The 18,873-nt window shown below is 72.6% G+C and carries 19 protein-coding genes; 7 read left to right on the top strand and 12 right to left on the bottom strand.

Annotation, left to right across the window (positions count from 1 at the left end):
- Window positions 1–16 precede the first annotated feature (16 nt).
- The gene (locus CLT68_RS23330; RefSeq protein ID WP_099854024.1) at window positions 17–1,345 is read right to left on the bottom strand and encodes a Gfo/Idh/MocA family protein; all 1,329 of its coding nucleotides are present in this window, start codon (window positions 1,343–1,345) and stop codon (window positions 17–19) included.
- A 237-nt stretch (window positions 1,346–1,582) separates the two neighbouring features.
- Here CLT68_RS23330 and CLT68_RS23325 point away from each other — a divergent pair, with 237 nt between their 5' ends.
- The 7 genes from CLT68_RS23325 to CLT68_RS23295 all read left to right on the top strand — a co-directional run bounded on the left by CLT68_RS23325 (window position 1,583) and on the right by CLT68_RS23295 (window position 8,256).
- Entirely contained in the window at window positions 1,583–2,713 is a 1,131-nt protein-coding gene (locus CLT68_RS23325) for a LacI family DNA-binding transcriptional regulator (protein WP_099854023.1), read from the top strand.
- Window positions 2,714–2,732: 19 nt separating this feature from the next.
- Window positions 2,733–4,085, top strand: a complete 1,353-nt coding sequence (locus tag CLT68_RS23320; RefSeq protein WP_099854021.1) for an extracellular solute-binding protein — start codon at window positions 2,733–2,735, stop codon at window positions 4,083–4,085.
- 31 nt (window positions 4,086–4,116) lie between these two features.
- Window positions 4,117–5,100, top strand: a complete 984-nt coding sequence (locus tag CLT68_RS23315; RefSeq protein ID WP_099854019.1) for a carbohydrate ABC transporter permease — start codon at window positions 4,117–4,119, stop codon at window positions 5,098–5,100.
- Window positions 5,100–5,999 carry a carbohydrate ABC transporter permease gene (locus CLT68_RS23310; protein WP_099854017.1) on the top strand — a complete coding sequence of 300 codons (900 nt, stop codon included), beginning with the start codon at window positions 5,100–5,102 and terminating at the stop codon, window positions 5,997–5,999. Before CLT68_RS23315 ends, CLT68_RS23310 begins: the two co-directional genes overlap by 1 nt.
- Window positions 5,983–6,633 (top strand): hypothetical protein, encoded by a 651-nt coding sequence (locus tag CLT68_RS23305; protein WP_099854015.1) that lies wholly within the window; start codon window positions 5,983–5,985, stop codon window positions 6,631–6,633. Before CLT68_RS23310 ends, CLT68_RS23305 begins: the two co-directional genes overlap by 17 nt.
- The gene (locus tag CLT68_RS23300) at window positions 6,630–7,532 is read left to right on the top strand and encodes a DUF6807 domain-containing protein (protein ID WP_099854013.1); all 903 of its coding nucleotides are present in this window, start codon (window positions 6,630–6,632) and stop codon (window positions 7,530–7,532) included. The genes CLT68_RS23305 and CLT68_RS23300 overlap by 4 nt, the downstream gene beginning before the upstream one ends.
- Window positions 7,533–7,737: 205 nt before the next feature.
- Window positions 7,738–8,256: a hypothetical protein gene (locus CLT68_RS23295; RefSeq protein ID WP_143743227.1), complete on the top strand. Its 519-nt coding sequence runs from the start codon at window positions 7,738–7,740 to the stop codon at window positions 8,254–8,256.
- Between the two features lie 54 nt (window positions 8,257–8,310).
- Here CLT68_RS23295 and CLT68_RS23290 read toward each other — a convergent pair whose 3' ends face one another.
- From CLT68_RS23290 to CLT68_RS23240, 11 genes are read right to left on the bottom strand one after another with little or no spacing between them, the layout of a single operon-like run.
- Window positions 8,311–9,081: a hypothetical protein gene (locus CLT68_RS23290; RefSeq protein ID WP_099854009.1), complete on the bottom strand. Its 771-nt coding sequence runs from the start codon at window positions 9,079–9,081 to the stop codon at window positions 8,311–8,313.
- A 31-nt stretch (window positions 9,082–9,112) separates the two neighbouring features.
- Window positions 9,113–9,574 (bottom strand): hypothetical protein, encoded by a 462-nt coding sequence (locus CLT68_RS23285; protein ID WP_099854007.1) that lies wholly within the window; start codon window positions 9,572–9,574, stop codon window positions 9,113–9,115.
- Window positions 9,571–10,500 (bottom strand): hypothetical protein, encoded by a 930-nt coding sequence (locus tag CLT68_RS23280; protein WP_099854005.1) that lies wholly within the window; start codon window positions 10,498–10,500, stop codon window positions 9,571–9,573. The genes CLT68_RS23285 and CLT68_RS23280 overlap by 4 nt, the downstream gene beginning before the upstream one ends.
- On the bottom strand, window positions 10,497–11,012 hold the full coding sequence (locus CLT68_RS23275; protein WP_088948417.1) for a phage tail protein: 516 nt from the start codon (window positions 11,010–11,012) through the stop codon (window positions 10,497–10,499). The genes CLT68_RS23280 and CLT68_RS23275 overlap by 4 nt, the downstream gene beginning before the upstream one ends.
- Window positions 10,993–13,635 carry a putative baseplate assembly protein gene (locus tag CLT68_RS23270; RefSeq protein WP_099854003.1) on the bottom strand — a complete coding sequence of 881 codons (2,643 nt, stop codon included), beginning with the start codon at window positions 13,633–13,635 and terminating at the stop codon, window positions 10,993–10,995. Before CLT68_RS23270 ends, CLT68_RS23275 begins: the two co-directional genes overlap by 20 nt.
- Complete coding sequence (locus CLT68_RS23265) at window positions 13,632–14,066, bottom strand: GPW/gp25 family protein (protein ID WP_099854001.1); 435 nt, start codon at window positions 14,064–14,066, stop codon at window positions 13,632–13,634. Before CLT68_RS23265 ends, CLT68_RS23270 begins: the two co-directional genes overlap by 4 nt.
- Window positions 14,063–14,401: a hypothetical protein gene (locus CLT68_RS23260; protein WP_099853999.1), complete on the bottom strand. Its 339-nt coding sequence runs from the start codon at window positions 14,399–14,401 to the stop codon at window positions 14,063–14,065. The genes CLT68_RS23265 and CLT68_RS23260 overlap by 4 nt, the downstream gene beginning before the upstream one ends.
- On the bottom strand, window positions 14,401–15,993 hold the full coding sequence (locus CLT68_RS23255; RefSeq protein WP_099853997.1) for a contractile injection system protein, VgrG/Pvc8 family: 1,593 nt from the start codon (window positions 15,991–15,993) through the stop codon (window positions 14,401–14,403). The genes CLT68_RS23260 and CLT68_RS23255 overlap by 1 nt, the downstream gene beginning before the upstream one ends.
- Window positions 15,990–16,871, bottom strand: coding sequence for a CIS tube protein (locus CLT68_RS23250; RefSeq protein WP_099853995.1), 882 nt, complete (start codon window positions 16,869–16,871; stop codon window positions 15,990–15,992). The genes CLT68_RS23255 and CLT68_RS23250 overlap by 4 nt, the downstream gene beginning before the upstream one ends.
- A complete protein-coding gene (locus CLT68_RS23245; protein ID WP_099853993.1) occupies window positions 16,871–18,415 on the bottom strand; it encodes a hypothetical protein in 1,545 nt (514 codons plus the stop codon). The genes CLT68_RS23250 and CLT68_RS23245 overlap by 1 nt, the downstream gene beginning before the upstream one ends.
- Window positions 18,390–18,872: a phage tail protein gene (locus CLT68_RS23240; RefSeq protein WP_030327509.1), complete on the bottom strand. Its 483-nt coding sequence runs from the start codon at window positions 18,870–18,872 to the stop codon at window positions 18,390–18,392. Before CLT68_RS23240 ends, CLT68_RS23245 begins: the two co-directional genes overlap by 26 nt.
- Between the last annotated feature and the right edge of the window lies 1 nt (window position 18,873).

The following is an 18,873-nucleotide window of genomic DNA, read 5'->3' as shown; positions in this document are numbered from 1 at the left end:
GCTCCTCGTCTCCAGGTCAGCGGGGGGTGAGCAGGTCGGCGACCCGGACCGGTTGACCGGTCTCGAAGGACCGGTTGGCAGCCAGGCCGGTGAGCAGGGCCAACGCGCCGTCGTGGGCGGTCGCGGCGCGCTCCAGGGGGTCGGGTTGACCCCCGAAGAGCACAGCGGTCATCCGGGCGTCCGCGCCACCGTGGCCGTGCCGGCTGCGACCCTCGACGGGGATCTGTCGGGGCGGTTGCCAGAACGGGCGCAGGGTGAGGGTCGCACCACCGCCCTCGGCCGGCGCCTCCGTGCCGTGCAGGGCGGCGCCCTTGACGGCACCGGCGGTGCCCCGGTCGACGAAGTCGTTCTCGGTGACCTCCAGCTCCAGCCGGCCCCGGCTGCCGTTGACCATCACCCGGTAACCCTCCCAGGGCGCGTAGGCGGTGAGGTGGTAGGTCATCGTGGCGCCGGTGGAGTAACGGGCGAGCACCGCCATGTCGTCCTCGATGCTGACGCCGGGGGCGAAGACGTTGCGGTCGCGCTGGTAGCCGTCCTCGGCCTCGGCGTCGAGGTACAGCTCACGCAGCCGGGGGTGGGCGTCGAGTCGCAGCGCGAACGGGTCGTCGACGGCGGCGGGGGAGCCGTGTGCCCGGTCGTAGTCGCGGGCGTAGCCGTGCCGGCTGCCGTCCTCGCCGTAGAAGAACAGCCGGCCGGCCGCGTACACCTCGACGGGGGTGGCGGCCAGCCACCAGTTGACCAGGTCGAAGTGGTGGCTGGCTTTGTGCACCATCAGCCCGCCGGAGGTGGCCTTGTCGCGGTGCCAGCGGCGGAAGTAGTCGGCGCCGTGGCGTACGTCGAGCAGCCACTCGAAGTGCACCGAGCCGATCTCACCGACCGCGCCCTCGGCGAGCAGCCGGCGGACCTGTTCGTGCAGCGGGTTGTAGCGGTAGTTGAACGCGACAGTCACCCGACCGCCGGTCTCGGTGACCGCGTCCAGGATGCGCCGGCAGCGCGGTGCGTCCACGGTCATCGGCTTCTCGGTGACGACCTCCCGCCCGGCGCGCAGCGCGGCCACCACGTACTCGTCGTGGGTGACGTCCACGCTGGTGACCAGGACGACGTCGACGCGTTCGGAGTCCAGCATGGCAGCGAAGTCACCCGCCGGGTACGTGGGCACCGGGCGGTGGCCCAGCTCGGCCAGCCAGCGGTTGTGCGCGTCCATCCGGGCCTGGTTGACGTCGGCGAACGCGACCAGCTCGGTGGTGTCGGCGTGGCCGAGCACCAGAGCGCGGACGAACATCTCCGCCCGTGCGCCGGTGCCCACGACGGCGTACCGGACCCGGCCGTCGACTCTCGGTGACATGCGGTCGCCTCCCGGTGATCCTGCAAACGTTTGCAGTGAAGTAATCACGATCGATCCGACTGCGTCAACGAGGGTGACGCAATCGGCGGCAAATATCCGTGTTTGCGGGGCAGCAAGTCACCAAGGGGAGTGTGGGTGCAACAAAGCCGTAACCATCCACCGTTGACACTGGCGCAACCGTTTGCATTAATGGCCACACCCACGTGACCACCACCACATCGGACGAAGGGGGCCGCCGTGCCAGTCACCATCCGGGACGTCGCTCGGGCGTCCGGTGTGCACATCTCCACCGTGTCCCGCACCTTCTCCGCTCCGCACCTGGTCAACCCGGAGACCCGGGTCCGGGTGCTGGCCTGCGCGGAGGATCTGGGCTACCGGCCGAACCGGGCCGCCCGGGCGCTGATCACCGGGCGTACGCACAACATCGGGCTGATCATCGCGGACATCGCGAACCCGTTCTTCCCGCCACTGATCAAGGCGGCGGAGAGTCAGGCCCGGCACCGCGACTACCACGTCTTCGTGGCCGACACCAACGAGGATCCGACCGCCGAGGAGGAGCTGGTCCACGCGCTGGCCAAGCAGGTGGACGGGGTGCTGCTGTGCAGTCCTCGGATGAGCAACAGCCTGATCGAACAGCTCAGCCGTGAGGTGCCGCTGGTGGTCGTCAACCGACAGGTGACCGGCCTGCCCTGCGTGCTGATGGACGTCGGGCAGGGTGCCCGGGCGGCGATCGAGCACCTGATCGGCCTGGGGCACCGCAGCATCGCGTTGCTCGGTGGCCCGCGCAGCTCGTGGACCAACCGGGAGATGCGCCGCGCCGCCGGCACTGCCGCCCGGGCGGGTGGTGCGGAGCTGACAGTGCTCGGCCCGAACGCGCCCACCGAGACCGGCGGCTCCGCCATCGCCGAGCAGGTGCGGCGCAGCGGTGTGTCGGCCGTGCTCGCCTACAACGACCTGATGGCGATCGGCCTCATCGAGGGGCTGGACGCGCTCGGGGTGCGGGTGCCGCAGGAGGTGAGCGTCGTCGGGGTCGACGACATCGCCCTGAGCCGGCTCACCCGCCCCAAACTGACGACGGTGGCCACACCCACCGGGGCCGCCGGCCGGACGGCCGTCGACATGCTGCTGCAACAGGACACCGAATCACCGCGCGGCGCGCGAGGGCTCGGTGCCGGCACGGCGCTCGGCGTCCGTCGTACCACCGCACAGGTAATGCTCCAGACCGACCTGGTCATCCGCGACTCGACCGGCCCGGGCCCGTACGCCCGACCGGCACGTCCCCTGGCCGCGCCGCCTGGCCCGGACCCGCATTGCCCTGCGGGCCCGGGCATCCCGACCGCGGCCACCGGTGACGCCGTCGCCTCCTAATGCCGAGGAGTGAGCGCACATGCACCCCGCAACGCCCCCCACCACTAACGCGCCTGCCGGGCGCAATCACCGTACCGCGCTGCCTCGGCGGCGCCTGCTGCGCGGCCTGCTCGCCGTGACGGTCGCCGCGCCGCTGATGTTCGGAGCCGCCGCCTGCGGAGACGACGACGGCGGCGGCGCGGCCGACCCGAACGCCCCGGTCAAGCTCTCCATCTTCTGGTGGGGCGGCGACGCCCGGGCCAAGCTGACCGAGGACGCCCTCGCGCTCTACACCAGGAAGCACCCGAACGTGACGTTCGAGAAGACCTGGCAGGCCAACCAGGGCTACTTCGACAAGCTGGCCACCCTCACCGCTGGCGGCAACCCGCCGGACCTGTTCCAGATCGACGACAACTACCTGGCCGAGTACGCGTCCCGCAACACCACGCTCGACCTGACCTCCTACCAGAAGTCCGGAAAGCTGGACACCTCCAAGTTCCCCGAGAGCCTCTGGCAGTACGGCGTGGTCGACGGCAAGCTCGCCGGTCTGGCCGCCGGGGAGAACACCCAGGGCCTGGTCTACAACAAGACGCTGCTGACCAGGAACAACCTGCCCGAGCCCACCACCGGAATGTCGTGGGAGGAGCACATCGCCTGGGCCGAGCAGGTCACCGTCAAGACCAAGGTGCCCGGCACGCAGGACCCGAGCGCCGACTACAAGGCGTTCTGGGTCTGGCTCCGGCAGCAGGGCAAGGACCTCTACAAGGGCTCCGAGCTGGGCTTCACCGCCGAGGACGTGACCAGGTGGTTCGATCTGTGGAAGGGTGCCCGGGACCGCAAGGCCACGCCGAGCGCCGACGTCATCCACGAGGGCAACTCCAGCGATGTCACCAAGCAGTTGGTGGTCACCGGCAAGTCGGCCACCTCCTGGGTGTGGGCCAACCAGATGCCGGACCTGAAGAAGAACACCAAGGACGAGCTGGGCGTGATCGCCTACCCCGGTGACCCCAGCGCGCAGTGGGCCCGGGCCTCGATGTACTGGTCGGTGTTCAAGGGCAGCAAGCACAAGGACGTCGCGGTCGACGTGATCAACTTCCTGAACAACGACCAGGAGGCGGTCAAGCTGCTCGGCACCGACCGCGGGTTGCCGTCCAACCTGGACCTGCGCCGGGTGGTCAGCGACGACACCACCGACCCGGCGATGAAGCAGTCGATCGCCGTGGAGGCGGAGCTGACCCAGAAGTTCGGCAAGTCGCCGCAGGTGCCGATCAAGGGGCACAGCAAGGTCAAGTCCGAGCTGATCAAGGCCGCCGAGAACGCGCAGTACGGCCGGGCCACCCCCGCCGAGGCCGCCGCCCAGTTCATCGAGGCGTGCAAGTCCGCCATCGCCTGACCGCCTCACCAGGCTAGGAGAGGAGCTGTTCGTGGCGTTGACCACGGCGCCCGACCCGACCCGACGCGGCCCCGGATCCGTTCGGGCCCACACCGCAAGGCGTGGGCCCGGGCGCTTCCGGCACAGCGAAGGTCTGGCGGGGTACGTCTTCCTGTCGCCGTGGCTCATCGGCTTGATGGGTGTCACGGCGGTCCCCATGCTGCTGTCGCTGTACCTGAGCTTCACCAACTACGACATCCTCACCCCCTTCTCCGAGGTCCAGTGGGTGGGGCTGGCCAACTACGAACGGATGTTCACCGCCGACCCGTCGTACTGGCACGCGGTGCGGGTGACACTGACCTTCGCGCTGATCGCCGTGCCGCTGAAGCTGGCCGCGGCGCTCGGTGTGGCGCTGCTGCTCAACCGCGCCTGGCGTGGCGTGGGCCTGTTCCGCGGGCTGTTCTACCTGCCGTCGCTGCTCGGCGGCAGCGTCGCGTTGGCCATCGTCTGGGTCAACATGTTCAACCGCGACGGCGCGTTCAACTCACTGCTGAACCTCTTCGGCATCCAGGGCAAGCCGTGGGTCAACGACCCGGACTGGGCCCTTGAGACGTTGATGGTGCTGGCCATCTGGCAGTTCGGCGCACCGATGGTGATCTTCCTGGCCGGGCTCAAGCAGGTGCCCACCGAGCTGTACGAGGCCGCCTCCGTCGACGGCGCCGGCCGGTTCCGCCAGTTCCGCAACGTCACCCTGCCGATGCTCTCGCCGGTGATCTTCTTCAACCTGGTGCTGGAGACCATCAACGGCTTCCAGGGCTTCACCGCGGCGTTCGTGCTCAGCAACGGCACCGGCGGCCCGGTCGACTCCACCCTGATGTACACGCTGAACCTCTACATCACCGGCTTCACCGAGCTCGACATGGGCTACGCCTCCGCGATGGCCTGGGTGTTCCTGCTCGCCATCGCGGTGATCACCGCGATCTTCTTCAGCACCGGACGGTTCTGGGTGCACTACTCCGACGGCGAGGACCGGTGATGGTGACGGTGACCCCGACGAGCGCGGCGCCGACCACAGCGCCGCCGAACGCGCGCCGACGGCCCGGCGGCCGGCCGGTGCTGCGGCTGCTCATCCTGGTGGCGATCGTCGCCGTGGTGCTCTACCCGCTGTTCTGGATGATCGGGACCTCGGTGAAGTCCCAGGAGGAGATCGTCAACAACCTCGGGCTGCTGCCCGAGCGGTTCACCCCGGGCAACTACACCGCCGGGTGGTCCAACTTCGACGTCAGCTTCGGCCGGTTCTTCCTCAACAGCGCGATGGTCAGCCTGCTCACCGTCGTCGGCAACGGGCTCTCCTGCCTGCTGGCCGCGTACGCCTTCGCGCGGCTGCGGTTCCGGCTGCGCGGCATGTGGTTCGCCGTGATGATCGGCACGCTGCTGCTGCCGCAGCACGTCCTGATCGTGCCGCAGTACATCCTGTTCCGGACGTTGGGGCTGGTCGGCGGCGACTGGCCCTACCTGCCACTGCTCATCCCGCAGTTCCTGGCCACCGAGGCGTTCTTCGTCTTCCTGATGGTGCAGTTCATGCGCGGCGTTCCGCGCGAGCTGGACGAGGCAGCCCGGATCGACGGCGCCGGCCCGTACGGCATCTTCCGGCACATCATCCTGCCGCTGAGCCGCCCGGCGCTGGTCACCACGGCGATCTTCTCGTTCATCTGGACCTGGAACGACTTCTTCCGGCAACTGGTCTTCCTGTCCCAACTGGACGACTACACAGTGCCGGTCGCGTTGACGCTGTTCATCGACTCGACCAGCCAGAGCGCGGTGGGGCCGATGTTCGCCATGTCGGTGCTGTCGCTGCTGCCGGTGTTCCTGTTCTTCGTCGCGTTCCAGCGAATGCTCGTCGAGGGGATCAACACCAGTGGCATCAAGGGCTGAACCGGAGGAGGCCGGCGAGCGGCGGGACTGGCGCGACGTCGCCCGCGACGCCGCCGACCTGGCGCTGCTCGGCATCCTGCTGGTGCTGGCGGCGGTTCCACTGGTCACCGCCGCGGCGGCGGTCGGCACGGCCAGCGCGGCGGTGCACGACTGGACGCGTACCGGCAGTTGGCCGTCGGCGCGGACGACAGTGCGTCGGTTCGGGCGCTCGGTGCTGCCCGGCGCGCCGGTCAGTCTGCTCGCGCTCACCGTGGCCGGGCTTCTCGCCGCCGACCTGGCGGCACTGGCCACCGGCCGGGTGCCGGGCGGCCCGGTGGCGCTGCTGGTGACGGCACTGGTCGCGGCCGGCCTGGCCGGGTACGCCGGGTTGGTCGTGGTCGAGGTGGGCGGCAACGGGGGCGGGCGGTGGCGGGCGGCGACCCGGTCCGCCGCCCGCGCCTGCCTCGACGCGCCCACCCGCTGGGCTGCGCTCACCGGCGTCACCGCGTTGGCCGGGTTGCTCGCGGTGCTGGTCACCCCGGTCGCTGTGCCGATCCTCGCCGGTTACACAGTGGCCGCCCTGCACGCCGTCGCCGGCCGTCAGCGGTTCGCGACGGGCGCCGCACCGGCTCCCGCCCACCCGGAGCTGCCATGACCGCCGATCGTCCGGCCAGGGCCGCCGGGCCCGCCGACGCCACCACGACCGACGAGCAGATCGGGCTGCTGGTCGGTGGGACGGAGGTGGCCCGGTACGTGCTCGACCCGGTGTTGGACGCGCGGCACGGGCCCCGGCCGTACCTGCACCCGGTACGCACCCTGGGCGGCACGGTGGTCACCGACGCGCTGCCCGCCGACCACGTGTGGCACCTCGGGGCCTCCCTGGCCGTGCAGGACGTCAACGGCACCAACCTCTGGGGCGGGCGCACCTACGTGCGTGACGTCGGCTACACCTGGCGCGACGACCACGGGCGGATCGCGCACGTCGGCGACGCCGAGCGGTCCCCGGACCGGTACGCGCACGACCTCCGGTGGCGCGATCCGGCCGGCCGGACCCTGCTGAGCGAGCGGAGACGGCTCGCCGTGTCGGCGGCAACGTCGGACGTCTGGCGGCTCGACCTCGACTCCGCCCTCACCGCCCCGGCCGACCGGGAGGTGCGCCTGGGAAGCCCGGCCACCAACGGTCGCCCCGGCGGGGCCGGCTACGGCGGGTTCTTCTGGCGGGCCGCCGCCGACGGGGAACCAGCGGTGTTCACCGCCGACGCGGCGGGGGAGGAGACCGTCAACGGCAGCGCGGCACCGTGGCTCGCGCTGACCGGGACCGGGCCGGGCGGCGGGGCGTACACCCTGGTCTTCGCCGGTCTCGGGCCGGGCGACCGGTGGTTCGTACGGACCGGGATGTACCCGGGGGTCTGCGTGGCGTTCGCGTTCGACCGACCGGCCGTGGTGCCCGCCGGCGAGACGCGGAACGGCCGGTACCGGGTCTGGGTGGCCGACGGGACGCTCGACCGCGGCCGGGTCGCCAATCTGGTCGCGGCGGTGCCGGCAGGTCGGTGACCGGCGTAGGTGTTGCGCAGCGGCGGGCCACAGGTCAACAGCGAGACCCTGGCCAGCACGGGCGGGGGTGGTTGCAGGAGGGTGGCGGCGGCGAGCACCGAGCCGTGGCGGTGTCCGAAGCGAACCGCCGGCCCCGGAGGTATCACTACAATCCGGAGAGAGCCGTCACCAGGGCATTCAAGTGCATGGAGATCCCACGTCCGTGATGAGGACCAACGCCGCCATGCGGAGCCTGCTCCGCAATGCGGCGTTCGCCGCCGACCAGCCGACGGTGCCAGAGTTGGAGCAGGACACGGTCGATGCTGGCTGGGTGGTGGAGCCGAGTGGCGCGCTCCTCCTGGTCTCACACCGGCCGAAGCGCCTGCGCGACATCCCGGCGACCGCCCTGGGCGACGGTGAGTACGAGATCAACGACGTCCATGTCTCGCTCGACGACCTGGACAGGGAGAGAAGTGACTTCCTACCCAGGGCAGCGTCCCGTGGTCTGCATTTCGCGCGACGGATGCTGGCGGGGGCGCACGGCCTGTTGGGCTCGGAAACGCTCCTGGCGGTCGTCGCCATACATGTGGACGTGGACGACGAGGACTTCGCCCTCCAGGGTGCCACGATCCGCTTCTTCAGCCAGCGGGGGTCGTATCCCCACTGGTTCGACGAACTGGAGACCTACACCCTGGAGGCGATCGCCGTGCTCGACCTGTCCGACGTGACGGACCAGCCGAGCTGATCCTCGCGGCGACCAGGCATCCGTGGCACGACACGTACCGAGAGCCGTCGGCCGTCACTGACGGCCGCCGGTCCGGGCTGGCAGGGCGGCGGTGACCCGGATGGCCTTGACGATCGCCGGGATCGAGCCGATCAGCAGCACCAGCCCCCAGATGATCGCGATGATCGCGAAGACCAGTGCCGCCACGTCGTCGACGATGCTGACCAGGATCACCGGCACCAGGTTGTGCAGGAACTCCAGCACGACAGTGCACAGCAGTGTGGTGAGGATCAGCAGGACGAGACCCTTGTTCTGCAGGAATCGCGGCTGGGCTGCCACCAGCAGCCCGGCCCAGACGAGCTTGAGCAGCAGCACCAGCCCGAGCAGCACCGCCGCCTCGCCGACCGGGAAGAACCCCCACAGGGCCAGGTACGCCAGTGTGCCGAACGGGGCGGCCAGGAACAGCGACACCATGATCGTCAGCTCGACGAACGCGACGACCAGCGCGATCAGCGCGACGATGATCAGGATGATCGAGAAGATCAGGCCGGCGACGCCCTGCACCCGGCCCTGGACGCGTTCGGGCAGCAGCAGGGCCAGGCAGAACAGCCCGGTGCTCCAGACCGCCACCGCGTCGATCAACGCGAGATATCCGGTGCCCCGCCCGGACGGCTCGCTGACCCCGGACACGTCGTCGAGTTCGACGTCCAGCGCTCCGGCGCTGTCCGCGAGGGCCGCGCCGGCGTCGGCGCCGCCGAGCAGCAGCCCGGCGCCCAGCTCCACGCCGATCGCCAGGACGATGGCGAGCATGGCCAGCAGCAGGAACGGCTTGCGCAGGTCACCCACGGCGGCCTCCTCTCGAATCGGAACGAGCCGGTCAGGATGCGGCCACGACGACCGTGCAGGAACCCAGGCCGGGACAGCGCACGCCGACCTCGGTGGCCTGGTCCACGGCGACCTTCGCCACCGCGCCGGTGCCGTCCGGTGCCGGCTCCACCTCGTCGCGGATGGTCAGGTCGGCGTCGCCCGGAGCAGGCGCGACGACCGTGAACCGCGCCGTGCTACGCAGCACCAGGGTGCGTGACCCGCCGGGGTCGGCGACCCGCAGCACGCAACCGCCGGAGAAGACCAGCCGGCCGACCTCGGCAAGGCAGTCGGCGCTGACCGTGGCCGGGTCCACCGCCGCGCGCTCGGCGCCCAGCGCACCCAACCGGTCGACCAACCCGCGCCGGGCGCCCGGGTCACCCCGGTCGCCACCGCCCGCGCCGACCGCGACCACGAACAACGCCACCAGCAGGACGGCGACCAGCGCCAGCAGCGCCTTCTGCCGGCCGCTCATCGCGTCACGGCCTGCGCCACGACCTCGGTGAACCGGATGGTGTCGACCCCGGCGAAGTAGAAGTTCGTGCCCTGTGTCCTGCCAACCACCAGCAGCGTGACCTGGTGCGGCCCCCTGGCCAGGCGGACCGTTCCGACGTCCAGGAACTCCGTCTTCTGCACCTTCGGCGTGAAGCCGAGGAACGTGTCGCCGACCTGGCTGCCGTCGATGGTGAAGACGGTGTTGGCGTAATCGGGGGCCGTTGTCCGTACCGTCGCGAACCGCCAGGTGCCGTCGGCCGGGATCTGCACCGTCACGGTGACCTGATCGCCGATCGCCAGCCCCGTGAAGAACAGCTGCTTGTCCCCGGACCAGGTCACGCCGCAGCAGTTGGGCTGCGCACCCACTGCCGCCTTGCTGTTCTGCGGCGACTTGAGCACCGCGGCGTCCACCAGGCTCTCCGCCTCGACGGTGACCACCCGCGGCTCACCGGGGGCCGGCTCGCCGTCACGGGTCAGCAGGACGACCCCCACCGTCACCACCACCAGCACCAACGCCACCGCCGCGGCGATCCACAACCACGGGGTACGCCGTGGCGGCGCGACCGCCCGCACCTCGTAGGTGACCCGACCGCTGGAGCGGGAGCTCTCCTCCGGAGCGGTGTTCGCCGAGTACGCGAAGCCGGTCATGTCGTAGCGCCGGGGTGGGGTGCCGGCGGGCACGGCGAGCTTGACCAGGAACGACACCGAACCCTGCCCGGGGACCACCCGCTGCGGCTCGGCGACGGTGAACCACGCCCGCTGGGAGCCGTCGCCGGGGGCCACGTCGAACACCACTGTGTCCGGTGCGGTGCCCGGGTTGGAGACGGTGAATGTCAGCTCGCCGCTGTTGCGCGGGTCGAGGGTGAACTGCTCGGCGGCGGCGACGACCGCCCACTCGGTGGTCATGACGACTCCTCTTCGAGAACGATCTCGACGGTCGTCGAGGCGGGCTTCTCCGCCTCGACGATGCGGGTGATCACGGTGAGCTGGCCGGCGGCGGCCGCCGGCACCCGCACCACGACGTGGAAGGGCTGCTCGTCGGGTTCGTCGATCGCGAAGCCCGGCAACCCGGTGGCCAGTTCGAGGGCTCTGCGCATCCCGTACGGGGTGCCGCGCCACCGGGCCAGCAGAGCGGCGTTGGCCACCAGGTCACGCAGCCGACCCACGGGCAGCGGCAGGGGGGTGTCCGGCCGGGGCGAGGCCACCACGTGGTCCATCGCCACCCACCGCGTCAGGCGCACGACCAGCCCGTCCGGCGCCCGGTACGGGTCGAACAGGGCGTCCACCTCGGCGAGGATCGCCTCGTCCGGGGCGTGCAGCGCCTCCATCACGTCCAGCAGCGTCCAGAGCACGCTGCCGGGCACACAGGCCCGCTGGTAGGCGGCGGGCAGCAGCCGTTCAATCGCCGAGCGTCGCATCCTGGCGCACCACCTCGATGTCGTGCTCGCCGGAGCAGAGCAGCCAGGTATTCGGGACGGTCACCACGTCGGCGGTGGCCTGGTTGGCGCTGGGCGTCCAGTCGACGGCCCCGGCGCTGCGGTAGACGCCGCGTTCGCCGCCGGCCAGGATCAGCCGCTCCGCCGCACCGGGCCCGCCGGCCGCGCCGCCGGCCGTCGGACCGCTCACGGCGATGGCGTCGACGGGTACGAAGCGGGTCCGGTCGCGCAGCGGCAGCCCGCAGTTGACCGACACCGACTGCCACTGCGGCTGCGCGGCCAGGGTGTCCAACCGCAGCACCCCGCCGCTCTGCGTGGCCGCCACCGCCAGTGGCCCGGCGAACGCCAGGTCCCGGCAGGTGCCGCCGATCCAGCCGGCCTGCATGCTCTGCCACTTCACGTCGGACTCGAACAGTCGGGTGCGGTGGCAGCCCTGGCCGGGCTTCTTCGGGTCCGGCTCGCCGGCGCCGCTCCACAGCAGGGTCGCCGGGCCGTCGTACTGCACGGCGAGGACCCGGTTGTCCACGTTGGACAGGCCGACGTGGGTGAAGCTGCCGGGTCGGCCACCCGCTGTCGACAGGTAGACCCCGAAACTGGCCTGCGCCGCCACCGCCACACCCGGCGCGCCGCGCTCCGAGACGAACGCGCGCACCGCGTAGAACCCCCGGTCGGCGTCGGACGGGTCGACCAGGATCTGCAACGGCACCGCACCGGGCAGCAACGACACCTCGTACAGGCCGGTGTCGGTGGCCACCAGCAGCGCGCCCGCGCCGTCGCGGTCCAGCCAGGCCACGTCGGAGATCCGCGAGTCCAGGTCGGTGAGCAGCGACCAGGTCTCGCCCAGATCGGTGCTCAGGTGCACCCGGGAGCCACCGGACGCGCGCAGCGTCACCACGGCCACCGAGCCGGGGCGCGCGACGATGCCCGGCCGCACCGGCGCGGGCGCGGGCGCCACCCGCAGCACCGTCTCGCCGTCGAAGCGGCCGGCCGGCTCCCACCCCGCGCCGCCGTTGCTGGAACGGAACAGCACCGGGCCGCGACCGGCGTACCAGGTGCGGGGCTGGTACTGGTCGACGGCGAGGGCGCGGACCTCCGCGTCGGGCGCCTCGTCGACCACGAACCGCACCGACTCGACGTAGCGCACGCCCGGCTCGGCGTGCTCCAGCAGCCGGTACACGTTGGATGCCCGCAGCGGCTCCCCGAACGGCCAGCCGGTCGGGTTGAGCGCGGTCGGCAGCGGGCTCAACGTCTGGTGCAGCCGGTCGTGGATCCGGCTGCGGACCGCGTCCACGTCCTCCTCGCGCCGGACCACCACCCGAGCCCGTACCGACACGGCCTTGAAGCGCGCCCAGGTCGCCCGGGACCGGATCCCGACCATCCGGCGTTCCTCCAGGTCCGCCTCGACCCGACGCCGCGCCTCGGGCACCTCGTGCTCGCGCAGCACCGCCACCGGCAGCCGGCCACCGGGGCGGGCCGTCGGCGGCACGTACGGGACCAGCACCACCTCGACCTCGCCGGGCCTTGCGAAGCTGTACACCGCCGCACGGGTGAACGCGCGGGCCCTCGCCACCGCGCCGGAGCTGGTGGCGAGCACCTCGAAGTCGCGGGCGGTGACGGCCCGCTGCTGCGCGAAGAACTCGTACGGGCCGCGCAGCAGCACCGATTCCAACGCCTCCATCTCCCGGCCGCCGGCCGCCGGCGTGGGGTTGTCGACGCGTACCCCGGATAGCGGATCGCGCAGGCTGGTCAGGGTGCCCGCCGCCACGTTGCCGGTGGGCCCGCCACCGGCGCGGTACCAGAGTCGGATCTGTCGCCCGGCGGGCGGCACGGCCGCCACTGTCACCGCCGTCGCCCCGCTCGCCGGGAGCTGGCCGGGCGCGGCGGGGGGTCGCAGGTCGAGGGCCGGGGCGAAGGTGACGGTTCCCGAGCAGCGATCCACCAGGTACGCCTTGGACTGTGGCCCGAGCCCGGCGAAGCTGTCCACCGGTCGCCAGATCTCGAACGTGCGGCCGTCGTGTTCGCGGGCCGCCGCGCCCAGCTCCACAGTGCCGGACGGCACCTCCACACCGAGCAGCAGGTCCAGCGCCTCGGCGGTGTGCGTCAGCGGAGCATGGGCGGCCCGCAGCACCTGACCGGGCTGGCCGGTGCCCACGCCGAGCAGCTCCGCCTCGACCGGGTCGCAGTGGTGCATCCGGACCGTCACCGACTCCTCGTCGGCGGGCAGCAGCGCCGGTTCGGTGGTGACGAACACGACCGGCCGGGGGTCGGCGCCCCGGGCCGCCGCGACCCGCAGACCGACCGGGACCCGCACCGCGCCGCGGTCGGTGCCGCTGCGGGTGAACCGGACGTCCGCCCAGGCCGCGGTGGGCGCGTGCCGGGAGACCCCGAGCAGGTTCAGAAACGAGACGTACGCCTTCTCCGGCAACTGGTTCAACCGGTAGATCATCACCTCGGTGAGGTGCGCGAACGCCTCCACCAGCGCCATGCCGGGGTCGTGCGCCGACAGGTCGGTCCATTCCGGGCAGGACTGCCGGATCCGTTCCCGGGCCTCGGTGACCAGGTCGAGAAAACCGCGATCGTCCAGGTGCGGCACGGGCAGCGTCATGAGGGTCCTCCCTGCGCGGGATCGTCGACCGGGAGCAGATCCACGGAGAACACCAGCTGCCCGGGGGTCAGGCTGGCCCGCACCCGGTAGTCGAGTCGGATCACCAGCCGCCACGCGTCGTCCGGATCCGGCCCGGCGTCCACGTCGATCACCTCGACCCGTGGCTCCCAGCGGGCGATGGCCTGCCGGACATAGTGGATGGCCAGGCCGGCCGTGGTGTCGTCGTTGGGCGCGAAGACCAACCGGTGCAGCCGGGAGCCGTACCCGGGTCGCATCAGCCGCTCGCCGGGTGTCGTCGACAGGAGCAGGAACAACGCCTGCCGTACGCTCTCGTCGCCCTCGGTCATCGCCAGGCCGCCGGCCGCGGTGAGCGCCAACCCGCCGCTCCGGCCGGCGTCGAAGCCGGCGCCGACGAAGCGGAAGGCCCTCATCGGTCCGCCCCCAGGAACCGCTGGCGCGGGTCCCGCACCGTGTGGTGGACCAACCCCGGCGGCGTGCCGTCGGTGAACCCCTCCAGGTGTGACAGCAGCACCCGGTGCCCGTCGACCCGTAGCCAGTCGCTGTAGCCGACGCGGACGTTCAGCGTCTTGCCGCACGGCTTGATCGTCGGGCCGTAGTTGGGGCAGGCCACGATGTCGCGGCCCTCCGGGTCGTCGTCCACCAGCACGGGTACGGCGGTCACGGTCACCCACTGCTGCGAGGGCCGGTTCTCGACCCGGCCGTCGTGGTCGCAGGTGATCACGGAGTCACTGTGGATCCAGCGCATCAGCTGCCTCCTTCGTGGTGGGCGCGGGCGAGGGAACGGGCCTGCCTCGCCGCGGTCGTCGGGTCCTCGGTCGACTCGGCGTGCAGGAAGTCCACGCTGCGGGCCCGCACCACCATGGCCCGGCCGGGTGCGGAGATCACCAGGTCGGACGCCGCGTGCAGGGTGGCCAGGTCGGGGGTCAGTTCCAGATAGCTGCCGCCCTCGGTGGCCAGCCGCAGGCTGCGCTGCACGTCGTCGACGACGATCGACTGCCCGCCCGCGGTGCGTAGCGTCCAGCGCCGCGCCCGGCCGTCGTCGATGCCCGCGTCGTACGGCTCGACGGCGCCGAACAGCGAACCCAGCACGATGCCCGAGGCCGGCTCGCCTCCGGGCAGCACCACCAGCACGGTGTCGTCCGGGTCGGGGAGCGCCACCAGGCCCTTTCCCCGGCCCGCGCCGGGGCAGAGCACGGCGAGCCAGCCGGCGTCCAGGTCCCCGTACGCCGGCAGGGTCAGGCGGACCCGGCCCAGCCCGTCCGGGTCACCGACGTCGGTGACGGTGCCCAGGGTGACCACAGTCCCGCCGGCCGGGGCCGGAGGGGCGACCGGCGGCACTGTGGAGAACCGGGTCAGGTGCCCGTTGCCGTCCACCGTGTGCACCACCTCGGTCAGCACGTACGCCCCGGCGACCGGATCGGGCACACCGGTCAGGGCGATCCGCCGGCCGGGCCGCAGCGTTGGATCGCCCTCGGCCACCCCCTCGGCAGTGACCAGCGCCGCCGCCCGGGTGTCCAGTCGCGCCTGGGCCAGCGCCGCCAACTCGTCGTCGCTGCGGCCGGGCTGGTCGACGGCGGTGCGCACCCCGTCGGCACCCACGTCGGCCGGGTCCGGGCGGTCGCCGGCGGGTCGACCGCAGCGCGCGTCGTCGGCCTGCTGGCTGATCACCTCGGCCCGCTGCGGGTGCCAGCCCAGGGCCACGCTCGCACCGCTGGCCTGGTCGGCGTTGGTGGACAGGCGCAGGGTGTGCACGCCCGCGCCGAGGGTCAACGCGACCGGCTCCCCGTAACCGGCGAGGGTGACCAGCCGCACCCCGTCACCATCGGCGGCCAGGTGCAGCCCGGCCCGACCGGCCACCTCGCGCAGCAGGTCCAGATCGCTGTGCCGGTGCTGCAACAGCCGCTCCAGCCGTGGGCCGTCGACCTCGGCCGTCACCTCCAGCCCCACGTCGCCGCACAGCTCCCGGGCCAGCTCGGCGGCGGTCACCGAGGTGAAGACCCGCAACCCCTGCCGCTTGCGCAACCGGTGCAGCGGGTCGTACGCCCGCAACCGCAGCACCGCCGCGCCGTCGGCGGCGTACTCGACCTCCACGGCGGTCACCTCTCCACCGAACAGGGCATCGGCGTGATCGGTCAGCCGTACGTCGAGGGTCGTTCCGGGGCGGACCGCCGGGTCGAACGCGCCGGTCCCGGCGCTGGTGGCGAGCACCAACTCGGCCTGGGTGGGCTGGTCGAGCCGTGCGGCCACCCGCAGCGAGCGAATCCGCTGACGGGCCGCGCCGGCCAGCTCGACGCCGTCGAGCACGACGATCAACGCCCGGGGCGCGACGCTCGTCACGGCGTACCCCCCGGGTTGGTGCCGGTGGCGGTGGGGCCCGTCGGGCCCCAGGCGGCGGGCGCGGTGGCGATCGAGGCGCCGACGAACGACGCGCCGGCGCCCACCGCGCCGGCCAGCGCCCGCGCGGCGCCGGTCACCGCACCCAGCACCGATCCGCCGCTCGGCGCGCCGGGTGGTGGCACGGCGAGCGTGGTGCCGGCCGGCACCGACAGCGGGTCGGTGATCCGGTTGTGTTCGGCCAGCAGGCGCCAGCGCAGCGGCGAGCCGAGCGCGTCGTTGGCCAGCAGGTCGAAGCGCACCCCGGAACGGCCCGGCTCGGCGGCACCGTCGCCGGCGGGGATCACCGCACCGCCCGGTGCGGCGGTCGGGGTGCTCGCGGCTGCCAGCTCCTCGGCGAAGCCGGCCTCCGCCTGATCGGCCGTCTCGGCGGCCCGGACCAGCTTCAGCCGCAGCCAGGAGCGTCGGGGTGACCCGGTGCCGGTGAACGCGTCGAACCGCTCCGCCACCGCGATGATCACACCGGGCACGTTCCACGTCTTGCCCCAGACCAGGCGGACCAGCGGTGGTCGCAGCCACCCGTGCTCGGCTGTGGAGTTCTCCGCCAGCATCCACAGGGGACGGGTCAGCACCCGCACGTCGGCGGGACGGACCTGCGCCTGGACGAAGTCGACGTCGAAGAGCAGGTCGAGCACGAGCTCGGTGCGGCCCCCACCGGTGAAGACCAGCGGGTCGTCGGCCAGCCCGGACCCGGTGAGCTGCCCGCCGACGACACCCCGATGGCGTACGCCGGCGAGCCGGGTCACCTGCACGGTCTCCGGGTTGAGCAGGCAGTCCACCCGTTCCCCGGAGGAGTCGATGAGGAAGGCGACGCGTTCCATCAGTCGCCCGCCTGTTCCCGGTCCAGTCGACCGAGCTGGGCGGCGTCCAGGGCGTCACCCGGCACCGTCCACAACGTTCCGTCGTCGGGCAGAGCAGGCCACGGGTCAGTGGTCCGCGCCGTCGGCCCGAACGCCCTGCTCACCGGCCACCCTCCGCCACCCGGATCGCGCGTCGACCCGCCGCTCCCGGCCCCGGCCGTTCCGACGTCGCCGTCATGCCACCCACCCGGGTGCCCGGCGCGCTGGTCGCGGTGCTGTCCCGGGCGCGGGCCGGCGTGCTGTTCGGACCACCTCCGTTCGCCGGGTAGCGCCGGCCACGGACCGTTGTCGGCGGCCTCGACCGCCGCGAGCCCGCCCCGCCCCGTGCCGTCGGCGGTGGAGTTGGGGCCGGAGGGATCGAGACCGTCCAGGAACTCCTCAGGGGCGAGAGGACGGTCGCTCGCTCGGGGCAGCCCGTCTCCGCCTACGGCCGGGGTGTCGCCCCGTGGCGCTGGTCCGAACGGTCTTGCCGACCCGGTCGACTGGCCCCGCCGAAACGGCGAGCGCCAACCGTCCCGCATCCGGCCCGGCATGTGCCGACCCGACGGCTCGAAGGGCGTGCCCCCGCCGGGTCCCCCGGGAGTCTCCGCGGCGTCGTAAGCACCGCCGCCGCCGCCGCCGACCGCACCGCCGCCGCGGATCGCGCTGCCGCTCGCCAGGCCGTCAGGCGCGCCGTCCGACCGCCGCGTCCCGCCCGCTGACCGGGATCCGCCCGACCTGCCGGCTCCGTCCACCGTGCGCGGCACGGCTACGCCGGATGCCGTGCCACCGACGCCGATGGCCCTGCCGTCGACGCCGGTCGCCGTGCCGTCGGTGCCGTGCTGGCCTGCGATGTTGTGCCGGCCAGCCGTTCCGAGGTCACCGACCGTTGCGTGGGTGCCTGCGCGTCCGGTGCCGTCCACGGGTCCGACGCCGCCCGCCGTGGCGGGGCCGCCCGGTGCGCCGAAGCTGCCCGGCGTACCGGTTGACCACAGGACACGACCACCCCGAGCATCGGCCTGGGTGACCGCGCCGGTCCGGCTGGTGCCGGCGGTGTCGCCGAACCCGCCACGGGTGCCGTCGGCGCGGAATCCGTCAGTGCCGGTGGAGCGCCCGGTGTCCTCCCCGGCCGGCGTGCCGGGTCGATCCGTCGTGTCCCACGGGCTCGGCTCGTCCGCCCACCGGATCGGCCCGTCCGCCCCCCGGATCGGTCCGTCCGGCGGGGGCACGGAAGCTGTCGCCGGGCCGTCCTGCTGGTCGTCGTGGCCCCGGATCTGCCCGGCGTCGGTCGGGGACGCGTCGAGGTCCAGGTCGCGGAGCAGACCGGGGGCGTGAGCGGCGACCAGGTCCAGCCAGTGCCGCGGGGGTTCCCCGAAGCGGCGTGGCGCGTCCGTCGGCGCGTCCGGGGGCGGCCGTTGCGGGAGGTGGCCGGTGGGCTCGACCCGGCCGGCGAGGCGCTGCACCGCCCCGGCGGCCGAGCGCAGCCGGCCGGCCAGCCAGCTACGCGGGTGTCGGCGCGGTGGCACCGCCGGTCTCCAGCTCCAGTCCCTCGTAGCGCAGGGTCAACGAGGCGATGGCGATCTCGTGGCTGAGGGTGTTGAGGTGCGCGCCACGCCACCGGGTGGGCCAGGCGTCGATCAGGTTCCAGCGCAGCACCTCGGCGGTGCCGACCGAGTCGAGCAGCACAACCGAGACGTTGCGCCGGTTGAGGGTGCCCTGCGCTGTGGCGTTCACCCAGTCCCACAGCTCGCGGGAGGCGGTGAGGCCGAAGTGCAGCGTCACCGGCTCGTACTCGGCCTGGCCGGGCACCATCCGCATCCGGCCCAGGCCGTGCTCCCGGTACGGCTGCCCGGGAATGTTCACCTCCAGCCCGGTCATCTCGGTGAAGTGGCCGTTGGTGACGCCGTTGATGAGCAACCGGAAGTTGTACGCCCGGTACGGGTCGACCGGGGCGCCGGGCTGCGGGGTGGCGGTGGTGGGCATG

This window comes from Micromonospora sp. CNZ299 (assembly GCF_002754415.1).
Note: the sequence above shows the minus strand (reverse complement) of the source record. Positions and strands in the feature narration are given on the sequence as shown.

Excerpts from the sequence above, each read along its gene's own strand:
- CLT68_RS23330 (WP_099854024.1), bottom strand. The coding sequence starts at position 1,345 with ATGTCACCGAGAGTCGACGGCCGGGTCCGGTACGCCGTCGTGGGCACC.
- CLT68_RS23320 (WP_099854021.1), top strand. The coding sequence starts at position 2,733 with ATGCACCCCGCAACGCCCCCCACCACTAACGCGCCTGCCGGGCGCAAT.
- CLT68_RS23310 (WP_099854017.1), top strand. The coding sequence starts at position 5,100 with ATGGTGACGGTGACCCCGACGAGCGCGGCGCCGACCACAGCGCCGCCG.
- CLT68_RS23300 (WP_099854013.1), top strand. The coding sequence starts at position 6,630 with ATGACCGCCGATCGTCCGGCCAGGGCCGCCGGGCCCGCCGACGCCACC.
- CLT68_RS23295 (WP_143743227.1), top strand. The coding sequence starts at position 7,738 with ATGAGGACCAACGCCGCCATGCGGAGCCTGCTCCGCAATGCGGCGTTC.
- CLT68_RS23285 (WP_099854007.1), bottom strand. The coding sequence starts at position 9,574 with ATGAGCGGCCGGCAGAAGGCGCTGCTGGCGCTGGTCGCCGTCCTGCTG.
- CLT68_RS23280 (WP_099854005.1), bottom strand. The coding sequence starts at position 10,500 with ATGACCACCGAGTGGGCGGTCGTCGCCGCCGCCGAGCAGTTCACCCTC.
- CLT68_RS23275 (WP_088948417.1), bottom strand. The coding sequence starts at position 11,012 with ATGCGACGCTCGGCGATTGAACGGCTGCTGCCCGCCGCCTACCAGCGG.
- CLT68_RS23270 (WP_099854003.1), bottom strand. The coding sequence starts at position 13,635 with ATGACGCTGCCCGTGCCGCACCTGGACGATCGCGGTTTTCTCGACCTG.
- CLT68_RS23265 (WP_099854001.1), bottom strand. The coding sequence starts at position 14,066 with ATGAGGGCCTTCCGCTTCGTCGGCGCCGGCTTCGACGCCGGCCGGAGC.
- CLT68_RS23260 (WP_099853999.1), bottom strand. The coding sequence starts at position 14,401 with ATGCGCTGGATCCACAGTGACTCCGTGATCACCTGCGACCACGACGGC.
- CLT68_RS23250 (WP_099853995.1), bottom strand. The coding sequence starts at position 16,871 with ATGGAACGCGTCGCCTTCCTCATCGACTCCTCCGGGGAACGGGTGGAC.
- CLT68_RS23240 (WP_030327509.1), bottom strand. The coding sequence starts at position 18,872 with ATGCCCACCACCGCCACCCCGCAGCCCGGCGCCCCGGTCGACCCGTAC.